Here is an 18647-nt window from a genome sequence, read left to right on the forward strand (position 1 = left end):
ATGTATTAGCTTAATGCGCGGCTTCCATCTCACTGCTGAACTGGAAATCTAGTTCGCCATTAATGTAATCAACACGCACCGAACCACCATTCACTAATGAGCCAAACAACAACTCATTGGCAAGTGGCTTTTTAAGGTTCTCTTGAATCACACGCGCCATTGGACGTGCACCCATCGCCTTATCATAGCCTTTATCTGACATCCACTCACGTGCTCGCTCAGACACTTCCATAGAGACACCACGAGCATCAAGTTGTGCTTGCAGTTCTACGATAAATTTATCAACCACTTGGCCAATAATGTCTTTCTCAAGATGATTAAACCAAATAATATTATCAAGACGGTTACGGAATTCAGGCGTAAATACGCGTTTGATCTCTGCCATCGCATCATGGCTATGATCTTGTTGAATAAGACCAATTGATTTACGTACCGTTTCCGTTACACCGGCATTGGTTGTCATCACAAAAATCACATTACGGAAATCAGCTTTACGGCCATTGTTATCTGTTAGCGTACCGTTATCCATCACTTGCAACAGCAAATTAAACACATCAGGGTGCGCTTTTTCAATTTCATCAAGCAATACCACTGAATGTGGGTTTTTGATAACAGCGTCAGTTAATAAACCACCTTGATCATAACCAACATAACCAGGAGGTGCGCCAATTAAACGGCTAACAGTGTGACGCTCCATGTACTCAGACATATCAAAACGTAACAGCTCAATGCCCATTGTGCGAGCTAACTGTACCGTAACTTCCGTTTTACCCACACCTGTAGGTCCTGCAAATAAGAACGAACCCACCGGTTTGTTATCTGCACTCAACCCTGCACGACTTAATTTGATCGCTTCCGTTAATACATCAATGGCACTATCTTGACCAAATACCAACATTTTCAGGCGGCTATCAAGTGTCTGTAGAACGTCACGATCACTGCTTGAAATTGATTTCTCAGGAATACGCGCCATCTTAGCAATCATCGCTTCGATATCACCTACGTTAACCGTTTTTTTACGGCGACTTGCAGGGGCTAAACGACAACGTGCGCCCGCTTCATCAATAACGTCAATGGCTTTATCAGGTAGATGACGCTCATTAATGTATTTAGCAGATAACTCAACCGCAGCACGAATCGCTTTATTGGTAAAACGAACTTCGTGGTGAGCTTCATATTTTGATTTTAAGCCCATCAAAATTTTAGTGGTATCATCCAGTGATGGCTCAACCACATCAATTTTTTGGAAACGACGTGACAATGCGCGCTCTTTCTCAAAAATATTGCTGTATTCTTGGTAGGTTGTTGACCCCATACAGCGCAACTTACCGCTACTTAATAGTGGTTTAAGTAAGTTAGCCGCATCCACTTGACCACCTGATGCAGCACCTGCACCAATGATGGTATGAATTTCATCAATGAACAGAATCGCATGATCTTCTTTTTCAAGCTGCTTTAAAATACCTTTAAAACGCTTCTCAAAATCACCACGATACTTAGTGCCCGCCAATAGCGAACCAATATCAAGTGAATAAATCACACAGTCTTGAATAATTTCAGGTACTTGGCCTTCAACAATACGCCATGCCAGGCCTTCAGCAATAGCGGTTTTACCTACTCCGGCCTCACCGACTAATAGCGGGTTGTTTTTACGACGACGACAAAGTACTTGTACCGTTCGCTCAAGCTCTTTATCTCGACCAATCAGAGGATCAATTCCGCCTGATTTTGCAAGTTGATTAAGGTTGGTGGCAAAGTTCTCAAGTTTATCGTCAGAACTCTGTTCTGCGCGTTGTTCTTCAGTATTACCTGTCTCTGATGGATTAATATCATCATTATCACTGCCTTTAACAGTGCCATGAGAAATAAAATTCACCACATCAAGACGGCTAATATCACTTTTTTTAAGTAGGTATGCGGCGTGCGATTCTTGCTCGCTAAAAATCGCAACTAAAACGTTTGCACCTGTAACTTCACTTCTACCCGATGACTGCACATGAAACACTGCACGTTGCAATACTCGCTGAAAACTCAATGTTGGTTGAGTTTCACGGCTTTCGTCATCCACTGGAATCAAGGGTGTTGTTTGTTCAATAAAAGAATCTAGCTCTTTACGCAATACATCAAGATCAGCGCGACATGCTAATAATGCTTCTTGCGTGGCTACATTATCTAACAGAGCCATCAGTAAATGTTCTACCGTCATAAACTCATGACGCTTTTCCCTTGCACGGGCAAATGCACCGTTCAGGCTTGCTTCAAGTTCTTTATTTAGCATAGGCACCTCCCCTAAAAACCACTCAATATGGCGTGCCGGAAAAAGATTATGCTTTTTCCATCGTACATAACAACGGGTGTTCATTTTCCCGTGCGTACATCATTACTTGCGCAACTTTCGTTTCTGCTACTTCTGCGGTAAAGGTGCCACAAATGGCTTTGCCTTCATAATGTACCGCGAGCATTAACTGAGAAGCCTTCTCCAAATCCATGGAAAAAAATGTTTGTAACACATCAATTACAAAGTCCATCGGTGTGTAATCATCATTGTTTAAAATTACTTTATACATCGATGGCGGCTTAACTTGGATGTCTTCCTTATCTAGTACATCAGATTCCGGATTCATCCATTCGTATAACTTACTCATAGTTTTATCTTAGTTCATTCATTCGTGAGCTGGCTATAGCCAAGTTAATAAAAGATTTTATCAAAATGTTACAAACAATACTTGACTGACTAGTTTATTTTACTACATTGTAAATTGTAGTAGATATAATCTGCATCAAAATCGCATTAGTATGCAATCAAAACTACTGAATGTTCAACTAATGTCAAATGGAAATTGAATGCAAAAAGGATGTATAGCATGGCAACAGGTACAGTGAAATGGTTCAATAACGCCAAAGGATTTGGCTTCATCTGCCCTGAAGAAGGTGAAGACGATATTTTCGCTCACTATTCAACAATCCAGATGGATGGTTACCGAACACTTAAGGCAGGTCAACAAGTGAACTACGAAGTTCAAACTGGCCCTAAAGGTTACCATGCAAGTGCTATTGTTCCCGCAGAAGGCGACCTAGCCAAATAGACGGTACCAATATTAATTGCACATTAAAAGGTGGGTTATGCCGCCTTTTATTTGTTAATTAGAAATCAAATAACTCAATTTCTTATACAATATACCAATTACTCACCAACTTCGACTCTCATCGACCGTTATTCAATACTTAGGTTTAATTTCACTCAATTACCTTTCTCGCCAGCAAAGAAATACGTGTTATCCCCACTCTAAAAAATGAATAAAACCCGCATAAATAAACCACCAGCTTATTCTTTAAAATGAGACAAAAAACAACAGCTGAATTAACAAAAAACAAACATTCAACTTATACTTCTATCCTATGCCAAATTTTATACATTGCCTATATCAGAGAGTTCTCATGTTACCTGTTTGAGAGTTAGCGCACGAGAGTATGATATATTTGATTATTTTACCGACAGTTGATCTCTATGTAGCGCTTATTAAGCTGACGTTTGATTATTATCATCATGTCACAGCGATAAAAAAGGCCCAGCAAATGCTGAGCCTCAATCGTTTCATTTCTAACTAACGCTAACAATTACATTTGTTCAATCATATCATCAGCAAATTCAGAACATTTACGTAGATTAGCGCCGTCCATTAGACGTTCAAAATCATAGGTTACGGTCTTATTACTGATTGCCGCTTCCATTGAGCTGATAATCAAGTCAGCAGCTTCTGTCCATCCCATATGACGTAGCATCATTTCAGCAGAAAGAATCAATGAGCCAGGGTTAACTTTATCTTGTCCTGCATATTTAGGTGCAGTGCCGTGAGTCGCTTCAAACAACGCCACACCATCACCAATATTAGCACCTGGTGCAATACCGATACCGCCGACTTGGGCTGCTAATGCATCAGAGATGTAATCACCATTAAGGTTCATGGTTGCAATCACATCATATTCTTCTGGTCGCAGTAGAATCTGCTGTAAGAAAGCATCTGCAATACAATCTTTAATCACAATTTCTTTGCCTGTTTTTGGATTTTTTAATGTCATCCAAGGCCCACCATCAAGTAATTCTGCACCGAATTCTTGTAGCGCTACATCGTAACCCCAATCTTTAAATGCACCTTCAGTAAACTTCATGATGTTACCTTTATGAACTAAAGTTAACGAATCACGATCATTATCAATGGTGTATTGAATTGCAGCACGTACTAGACGTTTTGTTCCAGCTTCCGATACCGGTTTAATACCAATACCACACTGTTGTGGGAAACGAATTTTAGTCGCGCCCATTTCTTGTTGAAGGAACTGAATCACTTTATCAGCTTCGGCAGTGCCAGCTTGGAATTCAACGCCAGCATAAATATCTTCTGAGTTTTCACGGTAAATTACCATGTCAGTTAACTCAGGACGTTTAACTGGGCTTGGTACACCATCAAAATAACGCACCGGACGCACACAAATATAAAGATCCAGCTCTTGACGTAATGCAACGTTAAGAGAACGAATACCGCCACCAACGGGTGTTGTTAATGGGCCTTTAATTGCAACTTTATATTCGCGAATAAAATCAAGAGTTTCTTGTGGAAGCCATGCGTCATCACCATAAACTTGGGTTGATTTCTCACCGGTGTAGATTTCCATCCACTCAATTTTACGATCACCGGCATACGCTTTCTTAACTGCGGCATCCACAACTTTAATCATTGCAGGGCTTACATCGATCCCGATACCGTCACCTTCGATGTACGGAATAATTGGGGTATTAGGAACAATCAATTTACCTTCAGCGTCTACTGTAATTTTCTGGCCTGCTGTTGGTACAATTACTTTACTATCCATTTTAAATCTCCTGGCATCCATTTGTTATCATTTTGTAAGAGGCGAGCAAATCATACTTTAAATTTTATCAATACGTCAATTGTGTAATTTTTCACGTATAATACCACGGTCTAACTCATCAACTCTTACAACAACGCGTATTTATGAAGCCAAACACAACAAAACGTCAACCTCTTCGTGCCAATAATGAGCGAAGAGCGTCAAGAAAAATAAATAAACCTAAGCGTCCTCGCGGACCACAAAAAGTGATTTTATTTAACAAACCTTATAACACTCTAACCCAATTCTCAGGTGAACCGGGCGATAGCACTCTGGCTGATTTTATTCCAGTAAAAGACGTTTATCCTGCTGGGCGATTAGATAAAGACAGTGAAGGCTTATTGGTTCTGACCAATGATGGTATTTTGCAAGCACGCTTAACACAGCCGCAATCAAAACAAGCCAAAGTCTATTGGGTACAAGTTGAAGGTGCGCCGACAGCATCTGATTTACAGCAATTGCGTGATGGAGTGACATTGAAAGATGGCCCAACATTACCTGCGGGTGTCGACGTGATCGAATCGCCACAAATATGGGATCGAACGCCCCCTATCCGTGAACGTAAAAATATTCCGACCACTTGGCTTGCGATTACGCTACGTGAAGGTCGTAATCGTCAAGTTCGTCGTATGACGGCCCATATTGGTTTTCCAACATTACGTCTAATTCGTTATCAAATGGCGCAATGGACTGTGGCAGATTTAGCACCAGGCGAGTGGAAAGAAATTACCTTACCCGCGCCAATTCAAGCATAATGTAGTCGTCATCTTATTTCGCGCTCTATGATTTACTTCAGGGCGCATTATTCCCTTCAATGTTGTAAAACTATTTTCCTCAACAAAAAACTACACATTTTTGGCAAGATCCACTATGATTGCGACAAATAGCAAACGTTTGCTATTTGGATTTAGTACGACGATTGTAATAAAAATCTATTGGCGTTTTTTTTATAGCACTCAGTTTTTAAATACTTTTTTGGTACATCAATAAGATTATTTTCACTCTCGCTATCATTATCGATTATTTATTAGAGTGTGATTCTGCTCTCGATCTGTTTCAAGCGTTGGGTTTCTGTTAGAATTACGCTCTTAACACTAAATTAGCGACAGTAGAGAAATATGTCTGATAACAGCCAAAAGAAAGTCATTGTCGGCATGTCCGGCGGCGTAGATTCATCGGTATCCGCTTACTTGCTCCTTCAACAAGGTTATCAAGTTGAAGGCCTGTTTATGAAAAACTGGGAAGAAGACGATAACGACGAATACTGCTCTGCTGCAGAAGATCTCGCTGATGCACAAGCGGTATGTGACAAGCTTGGTATTACCCTGCACACCATTAACTTTGCAGCTGAATACTGGGATAACGTGTTTGAGTACTTCCTAGAGGAATACAAAGCTGGTCGCACACCAAACCCTGATATTTTGTGCAACAAAGAAATCAAATTTAAAGCCTTCCTTGAGTTTGCCGATGAAGTGCTTGCAGCCGACTATATTGCAATGGGTCATTATACTCGTCGTAGTTTCCCAACAGCTGAAGGTGAAAAACCTCAAATGCTGCGCGGTGTCGATAACAATAAAGATCAAAGCTATTTCTTGTACACCTTAGGTTACGAGCAAATTGCACGCAGTTTATTCCCAGTAGGTGAACTTGAAAAACCAGAAGTTCGTCGTATTGCTGAAGAGCAAGGTTTAATCACTGCAAAGAAAAAAGATTCAACCGGTATTTGTTTTATTGGTGAACGTAAATTTACTGAGTTTTTAGGTAAATACCTTCCCGCTCAGCCAGGTAAAATTGAAGTGGCTGATACCGGTCTCGTTATCGGTGAACACCAAGGCTTGATGTACCACACTCTAGGCCAACGCAAAGGCTTGCATATTGGTGGTCAAAAAGGCGGTAATGGTCTTGAAGATGCATGGTATGTAGTTGATAAAGATCTCAAACGTAATGTGCTTATTGTTGGCCAAGGTAAAGATCATCCTCGTTTGAAATCAAACGGTTTGATTGCCTCTCAGTTGCATTGGGTTGATCGTCAACCTATTCGCGAGACCATGGCATGTACGGTAAAAACACGTTACCGTCAGCAAGATCTTCCTTGTACTATCATCCCAATGGATGATGAAACCATTAAAGTGATTTTTGATGAGCCTCAAATAGCAGTAACACCTGGACAATCCGCTGTGTTTTATAACGGTGAAATCTGTCTAGGTGGCGGCATAATTGAAGAGCGAATTTAAAGGAGTTTTTGCGCGTGGCTTACTCTATTTATGATCGAACGATTGCGTTTGCAGGCATGTGCCAAGCAGTCAAATTAGTTCAAGACGTTGCCCGTAATGGCAATTGCGACTCAGCAGCATTAACCACTATGCTCAACAGCATCATGGCAACCGACCCCTCTAATACGGTAGGTGTCTATGGTAGCGAAGCTGATTTACGTATCGGTTTAGAATCGATGGTACGTGATATTGATGGTTCATCATCTGGCAGTGAGATAACACGTTATCTTGTTGGCGTTATGGCACTTGAGCGTAAACTATCTGCTCGCCGTGATAGCATGGCACAGCTAGGTGATCGCGTTAGTACATTGAAACGTCAAACGGTGCATTTTGAAATACTTGATGAGCAAATGGTGAGTAATATTGCCAGTATTTACTTAGATATCATTAGTCCATTAGGACCACGGATTCAAGTATCAGGTACGCCAGCGCAATTACAACTACCCCATGTTCAGCATCGAGTACGGGCATTGTTACTTGCCGCAGTACGTAGTGCCGTATTGTGGAGTCAAGTTGGTGGTAAACGTCGCCATTTATTATTTGGTCGTAAGCAAATGCTAGAGCAAGCAAAAATTCTGCTCGCACGCAACTAAGCTAATGCATTGCTCACTCCCATTCAGCCTGAAAAACCAGGCTGAATATCAATTTTGTTTTAACCCTCATAAACCAGGAGAGATCAACATGGAACTGTCAGCACTGACAGCTGTTTCCCCAGTAGATGGCCGTTACGGAAGTAAAACAAGCGTACTACGTAGTATTTTTAGTGAGTTCGGTTTACTAAAATACCGCACTATCGTTGAAATCCGTTGGTTACAAAAATTAGCCGCTACTGATGCTATCGTGGAAGTTCCGGCATTCAGCGCAGAAGCGAATGCTTTTCTAGATCGTATTGCTACTGAGTTTAGTGAGCAAGATGCACTTCGTATTAAAACAATCGAGCGCACAACTAACCACGATGTAAAGGCAGTTGAATACTTCCTAAAAGAAAAAGTAGCTGAAATCCCTGAATTACATGCCGTTAATGAGTTTATTCACTTTGCATGTACATCAGAAGATATCAATAACCTATCTCATGCACTAATGCTAACAGAAGCGCGTACAAGCGTAATGTTGCCAGAAGTGCGTAATGTTATTGATGCGATTAAAGCACTCGCAAATGAATACCGTGGCATGCCAATGTTGACTCGTACTCACGGCCAGCCAGCTTCTCCATCAACAATGGGTAAAGAAATGGCTAACGTGGCGTACCGTATGGAGCGTCAATACAAGCAAATCGAAAATGTTGAAATTCTTGGTAAGATCAATGGTGCTGTCGGTAACTACAACGCTCACCTATCAGCTTATCCTGATATTGACTGGCATCAATACAGTGAAGAGTTTGTGACATCATTAGGGATCACATTTAACCCTTACACAACTCAAATTGAACCACATGATTATATTGCAGAATTGTTTGATGGCTTTGCCCGCTTCAACACTATTTTGCTTGATTTTGATCGTGATATTTGGGGCTACATTGCTTTAGGTCACTTTAAGCAAAAAACGATTGCTGGCGAAATTGGCTCTTCAACTATGCCACATAAAGTTAACCCAATCGACTTTGAAAACTCAGAAGGTAACCTTGGTCTAGCGAATGCTATCTTTGGCCACTTAGCGCAGAAACTACCGGTTTCTCGTTGGCAGCGTGATCTAACAGATTCAACGGTATTACGTAACCTAGGTGTTGGTTGTGGTTATGCAATTATTGCTTACACATCAACGCTAAAAGGTATCAGCAAACTAGAGCTTAACCAAGCAGCACTAGAAGCTGAACTAGATCGCAACTGGGAAGTACTTGCAGAGCCAGTACAAACAGTAATGCGTCGTTACGGTATTGAGAAGCCGTATGAGAAGCTAAAAGAGCTAACCCGTGGTAAGCGTGTTGATGGTGAAGGCATGCGCACATTCATTGATGGTCTAGAGTTACCTGAACATGAAAAAGTACGCCTAAAAGAGCTAACACCAGCAAACTACATTGGCGATGCTGTTAAGCTAACTGATCTGCTTTAAATAATTTGCTAAATAAATTGATTCCAAAAGGACGTTATTAATATAACGTCCTTTTTTATTAACCTAATATTTAAGATCTTCTGACGTTGTACTGACGAAAGGAATAGTACTTACTTCTATACTTTTAATCGTTACCTACGCTTAATAATCACAACTTTGTATATTCAACTAGACATTCAGAAACGCTAATTTTCTGAAATATGCATAAAAATATAAAATTAAACATAACTGCAGTCAGTTTCAGCCATAATAAATAAACACCACTATTCACAAGGGGAATATATACCCATTAAGGCATCCCCCACATTATAAAACAATGCACTAAACTAATATAAAAAATAATAAATAAAGTCTGATTTAATTTTTTATTGTTTTCATAACTCTTCAGAAGCATCTCGAATTTGTTTTTGCTATCTTGATTGTGACAATTGGCTAACAAAAAGTAGAGTTATTCCATCGTGACTATCAGACGTCCCTCAATTTCATTTTATAGCATTGCTATAGCGATTTTACTTATCGCTATAGGTTTAGTGACGTTAGCACTTACTTCACAAACAGTTGGTCGTCAGCTGTTTAAATATAATCTCGAGTCATTTGAACACCAACGTTCTGAAAACTACTTACACAGTATTCAATCAACGTCTATTTTACTTGATAATCTTCAGTACCACCTTTCCTATACCTGTGATAAAGAAGATATTTCAGAACTTGAACGTGCCAGTTATTATTCATCACATATTCGCAGTATTAGCTTAGAAACTAAGTCAGGTAAGGTTTGTGGCGACCATTCCAATCTCAGCCAACTTTATGGTTCACCAGCAAAAAAAATCCCTTTAAATCGCGAAGTGGTTGTTATTGCTAATGCTGATAATAATGAATCAATCGTTCAATTCCGTAAGCATGTCGTTGGCGGGATTATTACAGTTGATATCGCTAAACAACCGACTAACGCATTACTGGCTAATGCGTGTGATCAATGTTGGTTGCAAGTTATCGAAAATAATGGCGTATCGCTGTATACCGGTGATACTCAGCCAACGTCAAAATTACCACCATCTGCAGTGCGTGCGAATAGTGCTCTAAAAACTATCGTTAAGCCTATTTTATCAATGCCACTGCATAACCAAGCATGGATAAAATATTACGTGACTCCAAAAGTCATTGCTGACTACCGTGCTCATATTAAACCGTTTTTGTTACTGATTCTAAGCGGACTGATTTTTATTGTCTTAGTGATGCTATACCGTCGTTACCATAGCACCAGCATTATTAAATTCTTGATACTCAATGCTATAAAGCAAAACCATTTAGTGCCGTATTACCAGCCAATTATTGATGCTGAAAAAAAGATAACTTGTGGCTATGAAGTCTTAATCCGCTGGGAAACTAAAAAAGGTAAAGTTATTCTACCGGATGAATTTATTCCTCAGTGCGAGGCCAATGGTGTTATTACACCCCTCACATTCCAATTAATTAATACTGTTGCACGTGATATTCGTAAGCTAGAAATGCAACACGGTAAAACTCTGCCTTATTATTTCAGTATCAATATCAGCGCCAGTGTATTGCAAGATCCTGAACTGATAGATATTACACGTTCAGCATTGGCTCACTATCATATTGCTCCGCATAATTTTGCCTTTGAGCTAACAGAACGCGCTCCGATTGATGATATTGAGCAAGCAGAACAAAACTGTATTAAGCTCAACGCAATGGGTATTCAAATTAAGTTGGACGATGTGGGTAACGGCTACTGTGATTTCTTAGCATTACAAAAATTACAGGCAACAACGATCAAAATCGATAAAGTTTTCATTGATGATATTGATTCTTTAGCTGCAAGCTCTATTGTTAAATCATTAGTTGCGTTTGCTGAAAAAGCTGAGGTTGAAGTGATTGCTGAAGGTGTTGAAACAGAACAACAAGCAAAAATATTAACCGAATTAGGCATTCGTTATCATCAAGGATTTTTATACAGTAAGCCGGTGCCATTTAGTAAATTAGCTAGTGATAAAAACTTTAATGTCTAAAGCTGAACAACACATATTAAAGAATAGAACCTCAAAATGGCATACTGATCATATCTTATGTAGTAATGATATGATCAGACGCTGTTTGGTTATTTTTTTAAATTTAATAGTACTGGTAATCATTGTTAGTTTTAGTCTACGCCAAGAAATAAACGAGACGCGTTTATATATAGAGGCTAATCTAAATCTTATAAAAAACACGACAGATTCACTCGCATATCGAAATAAACGCTATGCGAATACTGCAACCAAAGCCATTGCTGATTTTGATAAGCATAACAAACAACTGCAAGTACTGGCAGATATTCATTATTACCCAGACTTAAAAGAATTTGGCTTTAATCGTGGTATTTATCCCAATAATTTATTCAATGGTAGCTTAATCGGCCCTGGATTTCCTAATCAATTAATTCAAAAAGATACCCTTTTATTTGCCGTATTAGATGAATTATGGGCTGAACAACAAGTCCATCCAGTTATGTATAACTACTACTATGTTTCTCACGCGTTAAAATACTTCTATCTCTCATCAAAGCTTCCAGCAGATAAGTTTAATACTACCAAAGAATATTTTTCAACTGATTTTTATTATAAACAGCGCTCGCAGTCTCAACCACTTGATGATTTACAAAAAGGGATGTATTACACTTACCCTTATGTGGATTTTTTCTCTCATGAAAAAATCATTACCATTAAATCTCCCGTTTATAGCAATAATAAAATAGTCGGTGATATTGGGGTTGATATTCCAGTAAAGTCACTTATACAATCAATTACATTACCAGAAAAATTAAAATCTTCGCTTAATTTTTATTTGTATATCAAAGACAAAAAGCAAAAAATTGAAATTTATGATGGTTATAGCAATCGACTATTACCTTCAATTCCTGTGCATACTCATTTAAATAACAATACCTTAATTTTTGCTGATATATCGCCGTGGTTTTTTGTTAACTTTGCAATAAAAATAGCTATATTAGGTATTTCACTGTTAATTATTCTCAATTATATGAATGTTGCTTTAAAACGCCATAAATTTCAAAAACAACGTTATCAATTAGAGGCTTATACTGATTTGCTCACTGGATTATTTAATCGTCGAGTAATGGATACGATTATTAAAGATATCGTGACAGAAAATAATAAAAATGGTCAACCTACCGCACTTATTATATTTGATGCCAATGATTTTAAAATAATAAATGACACCTATGGTCATGATATTGGTGACTTAGCATTAAAGCATATTTCATCAACAATTAAGGATATGACACGAGATAGTGATATTTGTATTCGACTCGGAGGAGATGAGTTTTGCGTCGTGTTACCTAATGCAGATTTAGAACAAGCATTAATTATGGCAGACCGATTAGAACTAGCTATTTTTAGTGGCTACTTTTGTCATCACAATATTAAAATATCAATTTCAACTGGTTGTACTGTTATAGCAAAAAATGAAAGTTTGCATAATGCATTAGTACGTGCAGACAAAATATTATATAAAAATAAAAAAAATAAAGCTGAAAATAAAAAAGCGTTACAACAACAGTTAAATAATTATATTTTCAAATCTCCACCCAACTTTCCTAAAAAAGAATAACGCCCAGTGGTACCAGCGAGCGTTATTCATATATTAATCATTATGCTTGTAAGCATGCAACCGCATGTTGGTAAGTCCCTTGCAGTTCTGGCTTTTTCTCAGCACAAATAGCAACAGCTTTAGGACAACGGGTTCGAAAAACACACCCTGATGGTGGATTCATCGGTGACGGTAAATCGCCTTCTAACAACTCAATATGTTTATTGCGCTCTAACTGTGGATCAGGGATCGGTACTGCCGACATTAACGCTTTGGTATAAGGATGCTGAGGATTAGAAAACAGTGCTTTACTCTCCCCCATCTCAACCGCATTACCTAGATACATCACCAAAACACGATCAGAAATATGTTTCACCACAGATAAATCATGCGCAATAAAGATTAAGCTTAATCCCATTTCTTTTTGAAGTGATTTAAGTAAATTCACCACTTGCGCTTGAATCGAGACATCAAGTGCTGATACTGGTTCATCACAAATAATCATTTTAGGCTTTAAAATCAATGCTCGTGCAATACCTATACGCTGACATTGACCGCCTGAAAACTCATGCGGATAACGGTTAATGACGTTCGGTAACAAGCCTACCTTGGTCATCATTGCTTGAACTTGCTGCTTCACTTCATCGGCGCTTAAATGACGATAAAAGGCATTTAAGGGCTCTGCAATTATTTCACCAACCGTCATACGCGGGTTTAACGATGCTAATGGATCTTGGAAAATCATTTGAATTTGCTTACGCGTTTCACGTAATGCGCTGTGATTCAGTTTAGTCAAATCTTGACCTAACCACACTACTTGACCATCCGTCGCTTCCACTAATCCAATAATCGCGCGCGCAAAGGTTGATTTACCACAGCCAGATTCGCCAACAACACCTAAAGTCTCACCTTCATAAACACTAACATTGACCCCATCAACAGCTTTTAATTTTGAAGGCTGAGTCCAAGGCCATGCTGATTTAGACGCAATGTTAAAGTGCACCTTAAGGTTAGTAATATCCAATAATACTTTCTTTTCGGCTTTCATCACTATGCTCCCATCTCAGCAAAACAAGCACGTAATCTATCTTGTGCAAATGGCATTAATAATGGCGATTCTTGTTTACAACGTGGCAGTACACGGTGGCAACGTTCTTGATATGGGCAACCGACCGGCAAACGTAATAAGTTAGGTGGATTACCCGGAATTGTTGGCAAATCTTCACCTTCGGTATCTAAGCGCGGAATCGCACGTAGCAATCCTTCGGTATAAGGGTGACTCGGACGATAAAAAATATCATTAATATCGCCATATTCCATCGTCCGTCCAGCATACATCACCAACACTTTGTCACAACTGCCTGCGACCACACCAAGATCGTGAGTGATCATAATGATCGAGGTGTTAAAATCAGATTTAAGATCATTGAGTAATTCCATGATCTGCGCTTGTACTGTCACATCAAGAGCTGTTGTTGGTTCATCTGCAATTAATAGTTTTGGTCGACATAATAATGCCATTGCAATCATCACTCGCTGGCGCATACCACCTGAAAACTCGTGTGGGTACATCGTCATACGCTGACGTGCTTCGGGTATTTTAACCGCATCCAACATTTTTACTGATTCTTCAAAAGCTTGAGAACGGCTCATCCCTTTGTGTAACATCAGTACTTCCATCAGTTGTTCGCTGACTTTCATATAGGGATTGAGTGATGTCATTGGATCTTGAAAAATCATCGCAATTTGTTCAGCACGAATACTATTTAGTTGTTTTTCGGATAGATTTAAAATCTCACGCCCTTCAAATTTAGCGCTACCACTAATAATGCCGTTCTTAGCTAATAGGCCCATAATGGCAAATACGGTTTGACTCTTACCTGAACCTGATTCACCAACAATACCTAAAGTTTGACCTTGTTCTAACGAAAAATTCAAATCATTAACTGCTGTAACATTGCCATCTGGTGTGGTGAATTCAACCCGTAAGTCTTTAACTTCTAACAAACTCATACTACTTCCTTGTTATCAACGCTCAGCACCGTACATTCGCTTCGGTTATTATTTATTATCAAGTGAATGATATTGGCGATACCTTTTATTATTTTCACTTTGGTGAATACTAAAAAGGTCGCTGCTTATTTCTATCTGTCTTTTGGATCTAGCGCATCGCGTAAACCATCGCCGACATAGTTAAAACAAAATAATGTAATCATCATAAAGCCAGCAGGAAACAATAACTGCCAAATAGCCACTTCCATCGTTTGTGAGCCTTCATTCAATAATGCGCCCCAGCTTGTCATTGGTTCTTGTACGCCAAGTCCAAGAAAACTTAAGAAGGATTCGGTTAAAATCATTGCAGGTACTAACAAAGTTGAATAAACCGCTACGATACCCAACACGTTCGGCACAATATGACGAGTAATGATCCGCCACCGACTCACACCACATACATGGGCAGCTTCTATGAATTCTTTACCGCGTAATGATAAGGTTTGACCACGCACAATTCGCGCCATATCAAGCCAAGAGATAGCCCCGATAGCGATGAAGATCAGCATGATATTACGACCAAAAAAGGTCACTAACACAATCACAAAAAACATAAATGGAATTGAGTATAGAATTTCTAATATACGCATCATCACTCGGTCTGTTTTACCGCCAATAAAGCCTGATGCTGCACCATAGAGTGTGCCAATAACCACCGCCACTAACGCACCTAACAGGCCCACCATCAGTGAAATTCGACCACCGACCAAGGTACGTGTATAAAGATCGCGTCCCAGACTATCAGTACCAAAGAAGTGCCCTTCAGCCCCTAATGATGGCGCAGCATGCAATGCATACCAGTCAGTATCATCAAACGCATATTGACTCACCATGGGACCAAAAATAACCGCCAACGTGATCAACCCTAAAATCATTAACGACACCATCGCCGCTTTATTACGAAAAAAACGTGAGCGCGCATCTTGCCATAAACTGCGGCCTTCTATTTCAAGGCTTGCTGAGAATTTCTCTAGCGCTTCAACATTATCTTTTTTAGTTAAAATCATAATTATCAGCCTCTTAATAACGAATTTTAGGATCGATCATCGCTAATACAATATCGACAATGGCATTGAAGATAATGGTTAACGAACCAATCAAAATCGTAATTCCCAGCACTAACGAGTAATCACGGTTAAAGGCTGCATTGACAAACAACTTGCCGATACCAGGTAAACCAAAGATAGTTTCAATCACAACAGAACCGGTAATAATACCGACAAAAGCAGGCCCCATGTATGACACCACAGGTAATAATGCAGGGCGTAAAGCGTGCTTTAAAATAATATGACGGTAACTCAAACCCTTAGCACGAGCAGTACGAATAAAGTTACTGTTTAAGGTTTCAATCATGCTGCCACGCGTAATACGAGCAAAGGTTGCAACATACAATAAAGCCATACCTAACATCGGCAAAATAACGAATTTTAACGATCCGTCTTGCCAACCACCAGCAGGTAGCCATTGCAAATTAATCGCAAAAATATAGATCAATACTGGTGCGAGAATAAAAGATGGCATCACCACCCCAGCCATCGCAGTCGACATGATGGTGTAATCAAGCCAAGTGTTTTGCTTTAACGCCGCTATAGTGCCGACACTCACACCCATGACTAGCGCAAAGATAAACGCAAAAAAACCGATTTTAGCGGAAACAGGTAACGCTTTTGATACCAATTCGTTAACTGTAAAATCTTTATACTTAAATGATGGTCCAAAATCCCCTTGCACAATATTGCCTAAATAAGTGGTGTATTGTTCAAACACTGGCTTATCTAAACCGTATTTTGCTTCAATATTAGCGAGTACTTCCGGTGGTAAAGGGCGATCTGAAGTAAAAGGGTTACCGGGGGCGAAACGCATTAAAAAAAATGAAATGGTGATCAATACCAAAAGTGTCGGTATTGCTTCTAAAATCCTTTTAGCAATGAATTTAATCATATAAAGCTACCGTATTTGCTGTGCGTGCGAGTGCTGCCTTCATATTAGAAGGCAGCTAATTATTATTATGAAAAGCGTATTATTTAGCGATGAAGTACATATCTTTTGAGTAGATATTATCTTCTGGGTTTTTCATTGGGTAACCACCGAGTTGAGGGTTAACCAAACGTGCATTAACATAATGGTAGATAGGCATAATCGGCATATCTTGCGCTAAGCTAGCTTCAGCACGTTTATAATCTGCTGCTCGTTCAGCTGCTGTTGGTGCAAGAATTGCGTCATCAATGGCTTTGTCATAATCAGCACTGGCGTATTTAGGGTAGTTTTGTGAGTGGCCAGTACGCATAATTGCTAGGAAGGTTGACGCTTCATTATAATCGCCACACCAACCAGCACGAGAAACATCAAAGTTACCTTGGCGCTTACTGTCTAAGTAGCTTTTCCACTCTTGGTTTTCAAGTTGTGCTTCAACCCCTAAACTTTTTTTCCACATGGATGCAATCGCAACTGCAATCTTCTTATGGTTCTCAGAGGTGTTGTATAACACTTTAAATGTCAGCGGATTATCTTTGCCATATCCGGCTGCAGCTAATAATGCTTTGGCTTTTTCTAAACGCTGCTTTTGATTTAATTGCGCATACTCAGGCATGTCTACTTCAAGCCCATTTGTTGATAACGGGGTAAAGTTATAAGCAGGGGTTTCACCTTTACCAACAATGAATTTGGCTAATACATCACGATCAATCGCGTACGATAGCGCTTTACGCACATCACCATTATCAAATGGTTTACGCGCAGTATTAAATTCGTAGTAGTAAGAACATAGGTAAGGCGTTACCTTTACATCTTGTGGGTATTCTTTTGTCAGACGTTTAAAATGCTCATTTGGCATTTCATAGGTCATATCAACTTCACCAGCAAGAAAACGGTTCATTGCCGCGACTTGGTTTTCAATCGGTAAGAATGTCACTTGATTGATAACCGTCTCTTTATTATTCCAGTAATTATTATTACGGGTTAATACAATACGTTCGTTCACAACCCAGCTATCAAGCTGATAGGCACCATTAGATACGTAATTACCCACTTTAGTCCATTGATCACCGAACTTTTCAACCGCATTTTTATTTACTGGTTTCATTGATGTATGAACCAGCATTGCAGCAAAATACGATAGAGGCTTATCTAGTGTTACTTTTAATGTATGTGGATCAACCGCTTCAACACCTAATGTCTCTGGTGATTGTTTACCAGCAATAATATCAGTGGCGTTGGCCATGGTGGTCATTTCAAGGTATGACGCATAAGGAGACGCTGTTTTTGGATCGGCAAGACGACGCCAAGTATAAACAAAGTCATCAGCAGTTACAGGATCGCCATTTGACCACTTAGCATCGTCACGTAGATTGAAAATCCAGGTTTTGTTATCCGTCGTTTGCCACGATTTAGCAACACCTGCAACCAAGTTACCTTCAGCATCTTGGTTAACTAAGCCTTCAAGTAAATCACGAATAACATTAGATTCAGGTACACCTGATACCTTTTGTGGATCAAGTGATTCAGGCTCAGTGCCATTAGCACGAACCAATTGTTGTTTATCTGCTAGTTTAATATCGGCAGGAACTTGTGCTGCAAAAGTTGAAAAAGAAGGAAGAGCAACAACTAGACCTACGCCAAGTAACACAGCTTGAGTAATTTTATTCTTATACATGCATTAACTCCAATACATCAATTTATAACATCCATGACATTCTCAGCAGGTCATCTTAATTAATAACAAAATAGTCATTCTCAATCCTAGAGAACAGCTAT

15 protein-coding genes are annotated in these 18647 nt (G+C 39.4%); 7 read left to right on the forward strand and 8 right to left on the reverse strand.

Annotation, left to right across the window (positions count from 1 at the left end; translation table 11 throughout):
* Positions 1-10 precede the first annotated feature (10 nt).
* Both clpA and clpS read right to left on the reverse strand, forming a co-directional pair.
* The gene (clpA, locus tag G6R09_RS10125; protein WP_065168189.1) at positions 11-2278 is read right to left on the reverse strand and encodes an ATP-dependent Clp protease ATP-binding subunit ClpA; all 2268 of its coding nucleotides are present in this window, start codon (positions 2276-2278) and stop codon (positions 11-13) included.
* Positions 2279-2324: 46 nt separating this feature from the next.
* The gene (gene clpS / locus G6R09_RS10130) at positions 2325-2645 is read right to left on the reverse strand and encodes an ATP-dependent Clp protease adapter ClpS (RefSeq protein WP_065168188.1); all 321 of its coding nucleotides are present in this window, start codon (positions 2643-2645) and stop codon (positions 2325-2327) included.
* A gap of 219 nt (positions 2646-2864) precedes the next feature.
* Here clpS and cspD point away from each other — a divergent pair, with 219 nt between their 5' ends.
* A complete protein-coding gene (gene cspD / locus G6R09_RS10135; RefSeq protein ID WP_060998202.1) occupies positions 2865-3086 on the forward strand; it encodes a cold shock domain-containing protein CspD in 222 nt (73 codons plus the stop codon).
* Positions 3087-3618: 532 nt separating this feature from the next.
* Here cspD and icd read toward each other — a convergent pair.
* Positions 3619-4872 carry an NADP-dependent isocitrate dehydrogenase gene (gene icd, locus G6R09_RS10140; protein ID WP_065168187.1) on the reverse strand — a complete coding sequence of 418 codons (1254 nt, stop codon included), beginning with the start codon at positions 4870-4872 and terminating at the stop codon, positions 3619-3621.
* Between the two features lie 143 nt (positions 4873-5015).
* Here icd and G6R09_RS10145 point away from each other — a divergent pair, with 143 nt between their 5' ends.
* From G6R09_RS10145 to G6R09_RS10170, 6 genes are all read left to right on the forward strand, one after another.
* Positions 5016-5666 (forward strand): pseudouridine synthase, encoded by a 651-nt coding sequence (locus G6R09_RS10145; protein WP_065168186.1) that lies wholly within the window; start codon positions 5016-5018, stop codon positions 5664-5666.
* 363 nt (positions 5667-6029) lie between these two features.
* Positions 6030-7145 carry a tRNA 2-thiouridine(34) synthase MnmA gene (gene mnmA / locus G6R09_RS10150; RefSeq protein WP_065168185.1) on the forward strand — a complete coding sequence of 372 codons (1116 nt, stop codon included), beginning with the start codon at positions 6030-6032 and terminating at the stop codon, positions 7143-7145.
* Positions 7146-7159: 14 nt separating this feature from the next.
* Entirely contained in the window at positions 7160-7777 is a 618-nt protein-coding gene (hflD, locus tag G6R09_RS10155; protein ID WP_065168184.1) for a high frequency lysogenization protein HflD, read from the forward strand.
* Positions 7778-7865: 88 nt separating this feature from the next.
* A complete protein-coding gene (gene purB, locus G6R09_RS10160; protein WP_163922161.1) occupies positions 7866-9233 on the forward strand; it encodes an adenylosuccinate lyase in 1368 nt (455 codons plus the stop codon).
* 458 nt (positions 9234-9691) lie between these two features.
* Positions 9692-11263 (forward strand): EAL domain-containing protein, encoded by a 1572-nt coding sequence (locus G6R09_RS10165; RefSeq protein ID WP_065168182.1) that lies wholly within the window; start codon positions 9692-9694, stop codon positions 11261-11263.
* On the forward strand, positions 11256-12863 hold the full coding sequence (locus tag G6R09_RS10170; protein ID WP_065168181.1) for a sensor domain-containing diguanylate cyclase: 1608 nt from the start codon (positions 11256-11258) through the stop codon (positions 12861-12863). The genes G6R09_RS10165 and G6R09_RS10170 overlap by 8 nt, the downstream gene beginning before the upstream one ends.
* Before the next feature lie 40 nt (positions 12864-12903).
* On the opposite strand, the gene oppF is transcribed toward G6R09_RS10170, so the two are convergent.
* From oppF to G6R09_RS10195, 5 genes are all read right to left on the reverse strand, one after another.
* Positions 12904-13890 (reverse strand): murein tripeptide/oligopeptide ABC transporter ATP binding protein OppF, encoded by a 987-nt coding sequence (oppF, locus tag G6R09_RS10175; RefSeq protein WP_065168180.1) that lies wholly within the window; start codon positions 13888-13890, stop codon positions 12904-12906.
* Positions 13891-13892: 2 nt separating this feature from the next.
* The gene (locus G6R09_RS10180; protein ID WP_163922163.1) at positions 13893-14855 is read right to left on the reverse strand and encodes an ABC transporter ATP-binding protein; all 963 of its coding nucleotides are present in this window, start codon (positions 14853-14855) and stop codon (positions 13893-13895) included.
* Positions 14856-14986: 131 nt separating this feature from the next.
* On the reverse strand, positions 14987-15898 hold the full coding sequence (oppC, locus tag G6R09_RS10185) for an oligopeptide ABC transporter permease OppC (RefSeq protein ID WP_065168275.1): 912 nt from the start codon (positions 15896-15898) through the stop codon (positions 14987-14989).
* Positions 15899-15914: 16 nt separating this feature from the next.
* On the reverse strand, positions 15915-16835 hold the full coding sequence (gene oppB / locus G6R09_RS10190; protein ID WP_065176281.1) for an oligopeptide ABC transporter permease OppB: 921 nt from the start codon (positions 16833-16835) through the stop codon (positions 15915-15917).
* 79 nt (positions 16836-16914) lie between these two features.
* Positions 16915-18546, reverse strand: a complete 1632-nt coding sequence (locus tag G6R09_RS10195) for an ABC transporter substrate-binding protein (RefSeq protein WP_163922166.1) — start codon at positions 18544-18546, stop codon at positions 16915-16917.
* Positions 18547-18647 lie beyond the last annotated feature (101 nt).

This window comes from Photobacterium sp. Alg240-V54, assembly GCF_900537155.1.
Lineage (GTDB): Bacteria > Pseudomonadota > Gammaproteobacteria > Enterobacterales > Vibrionaceae > Photobacterium.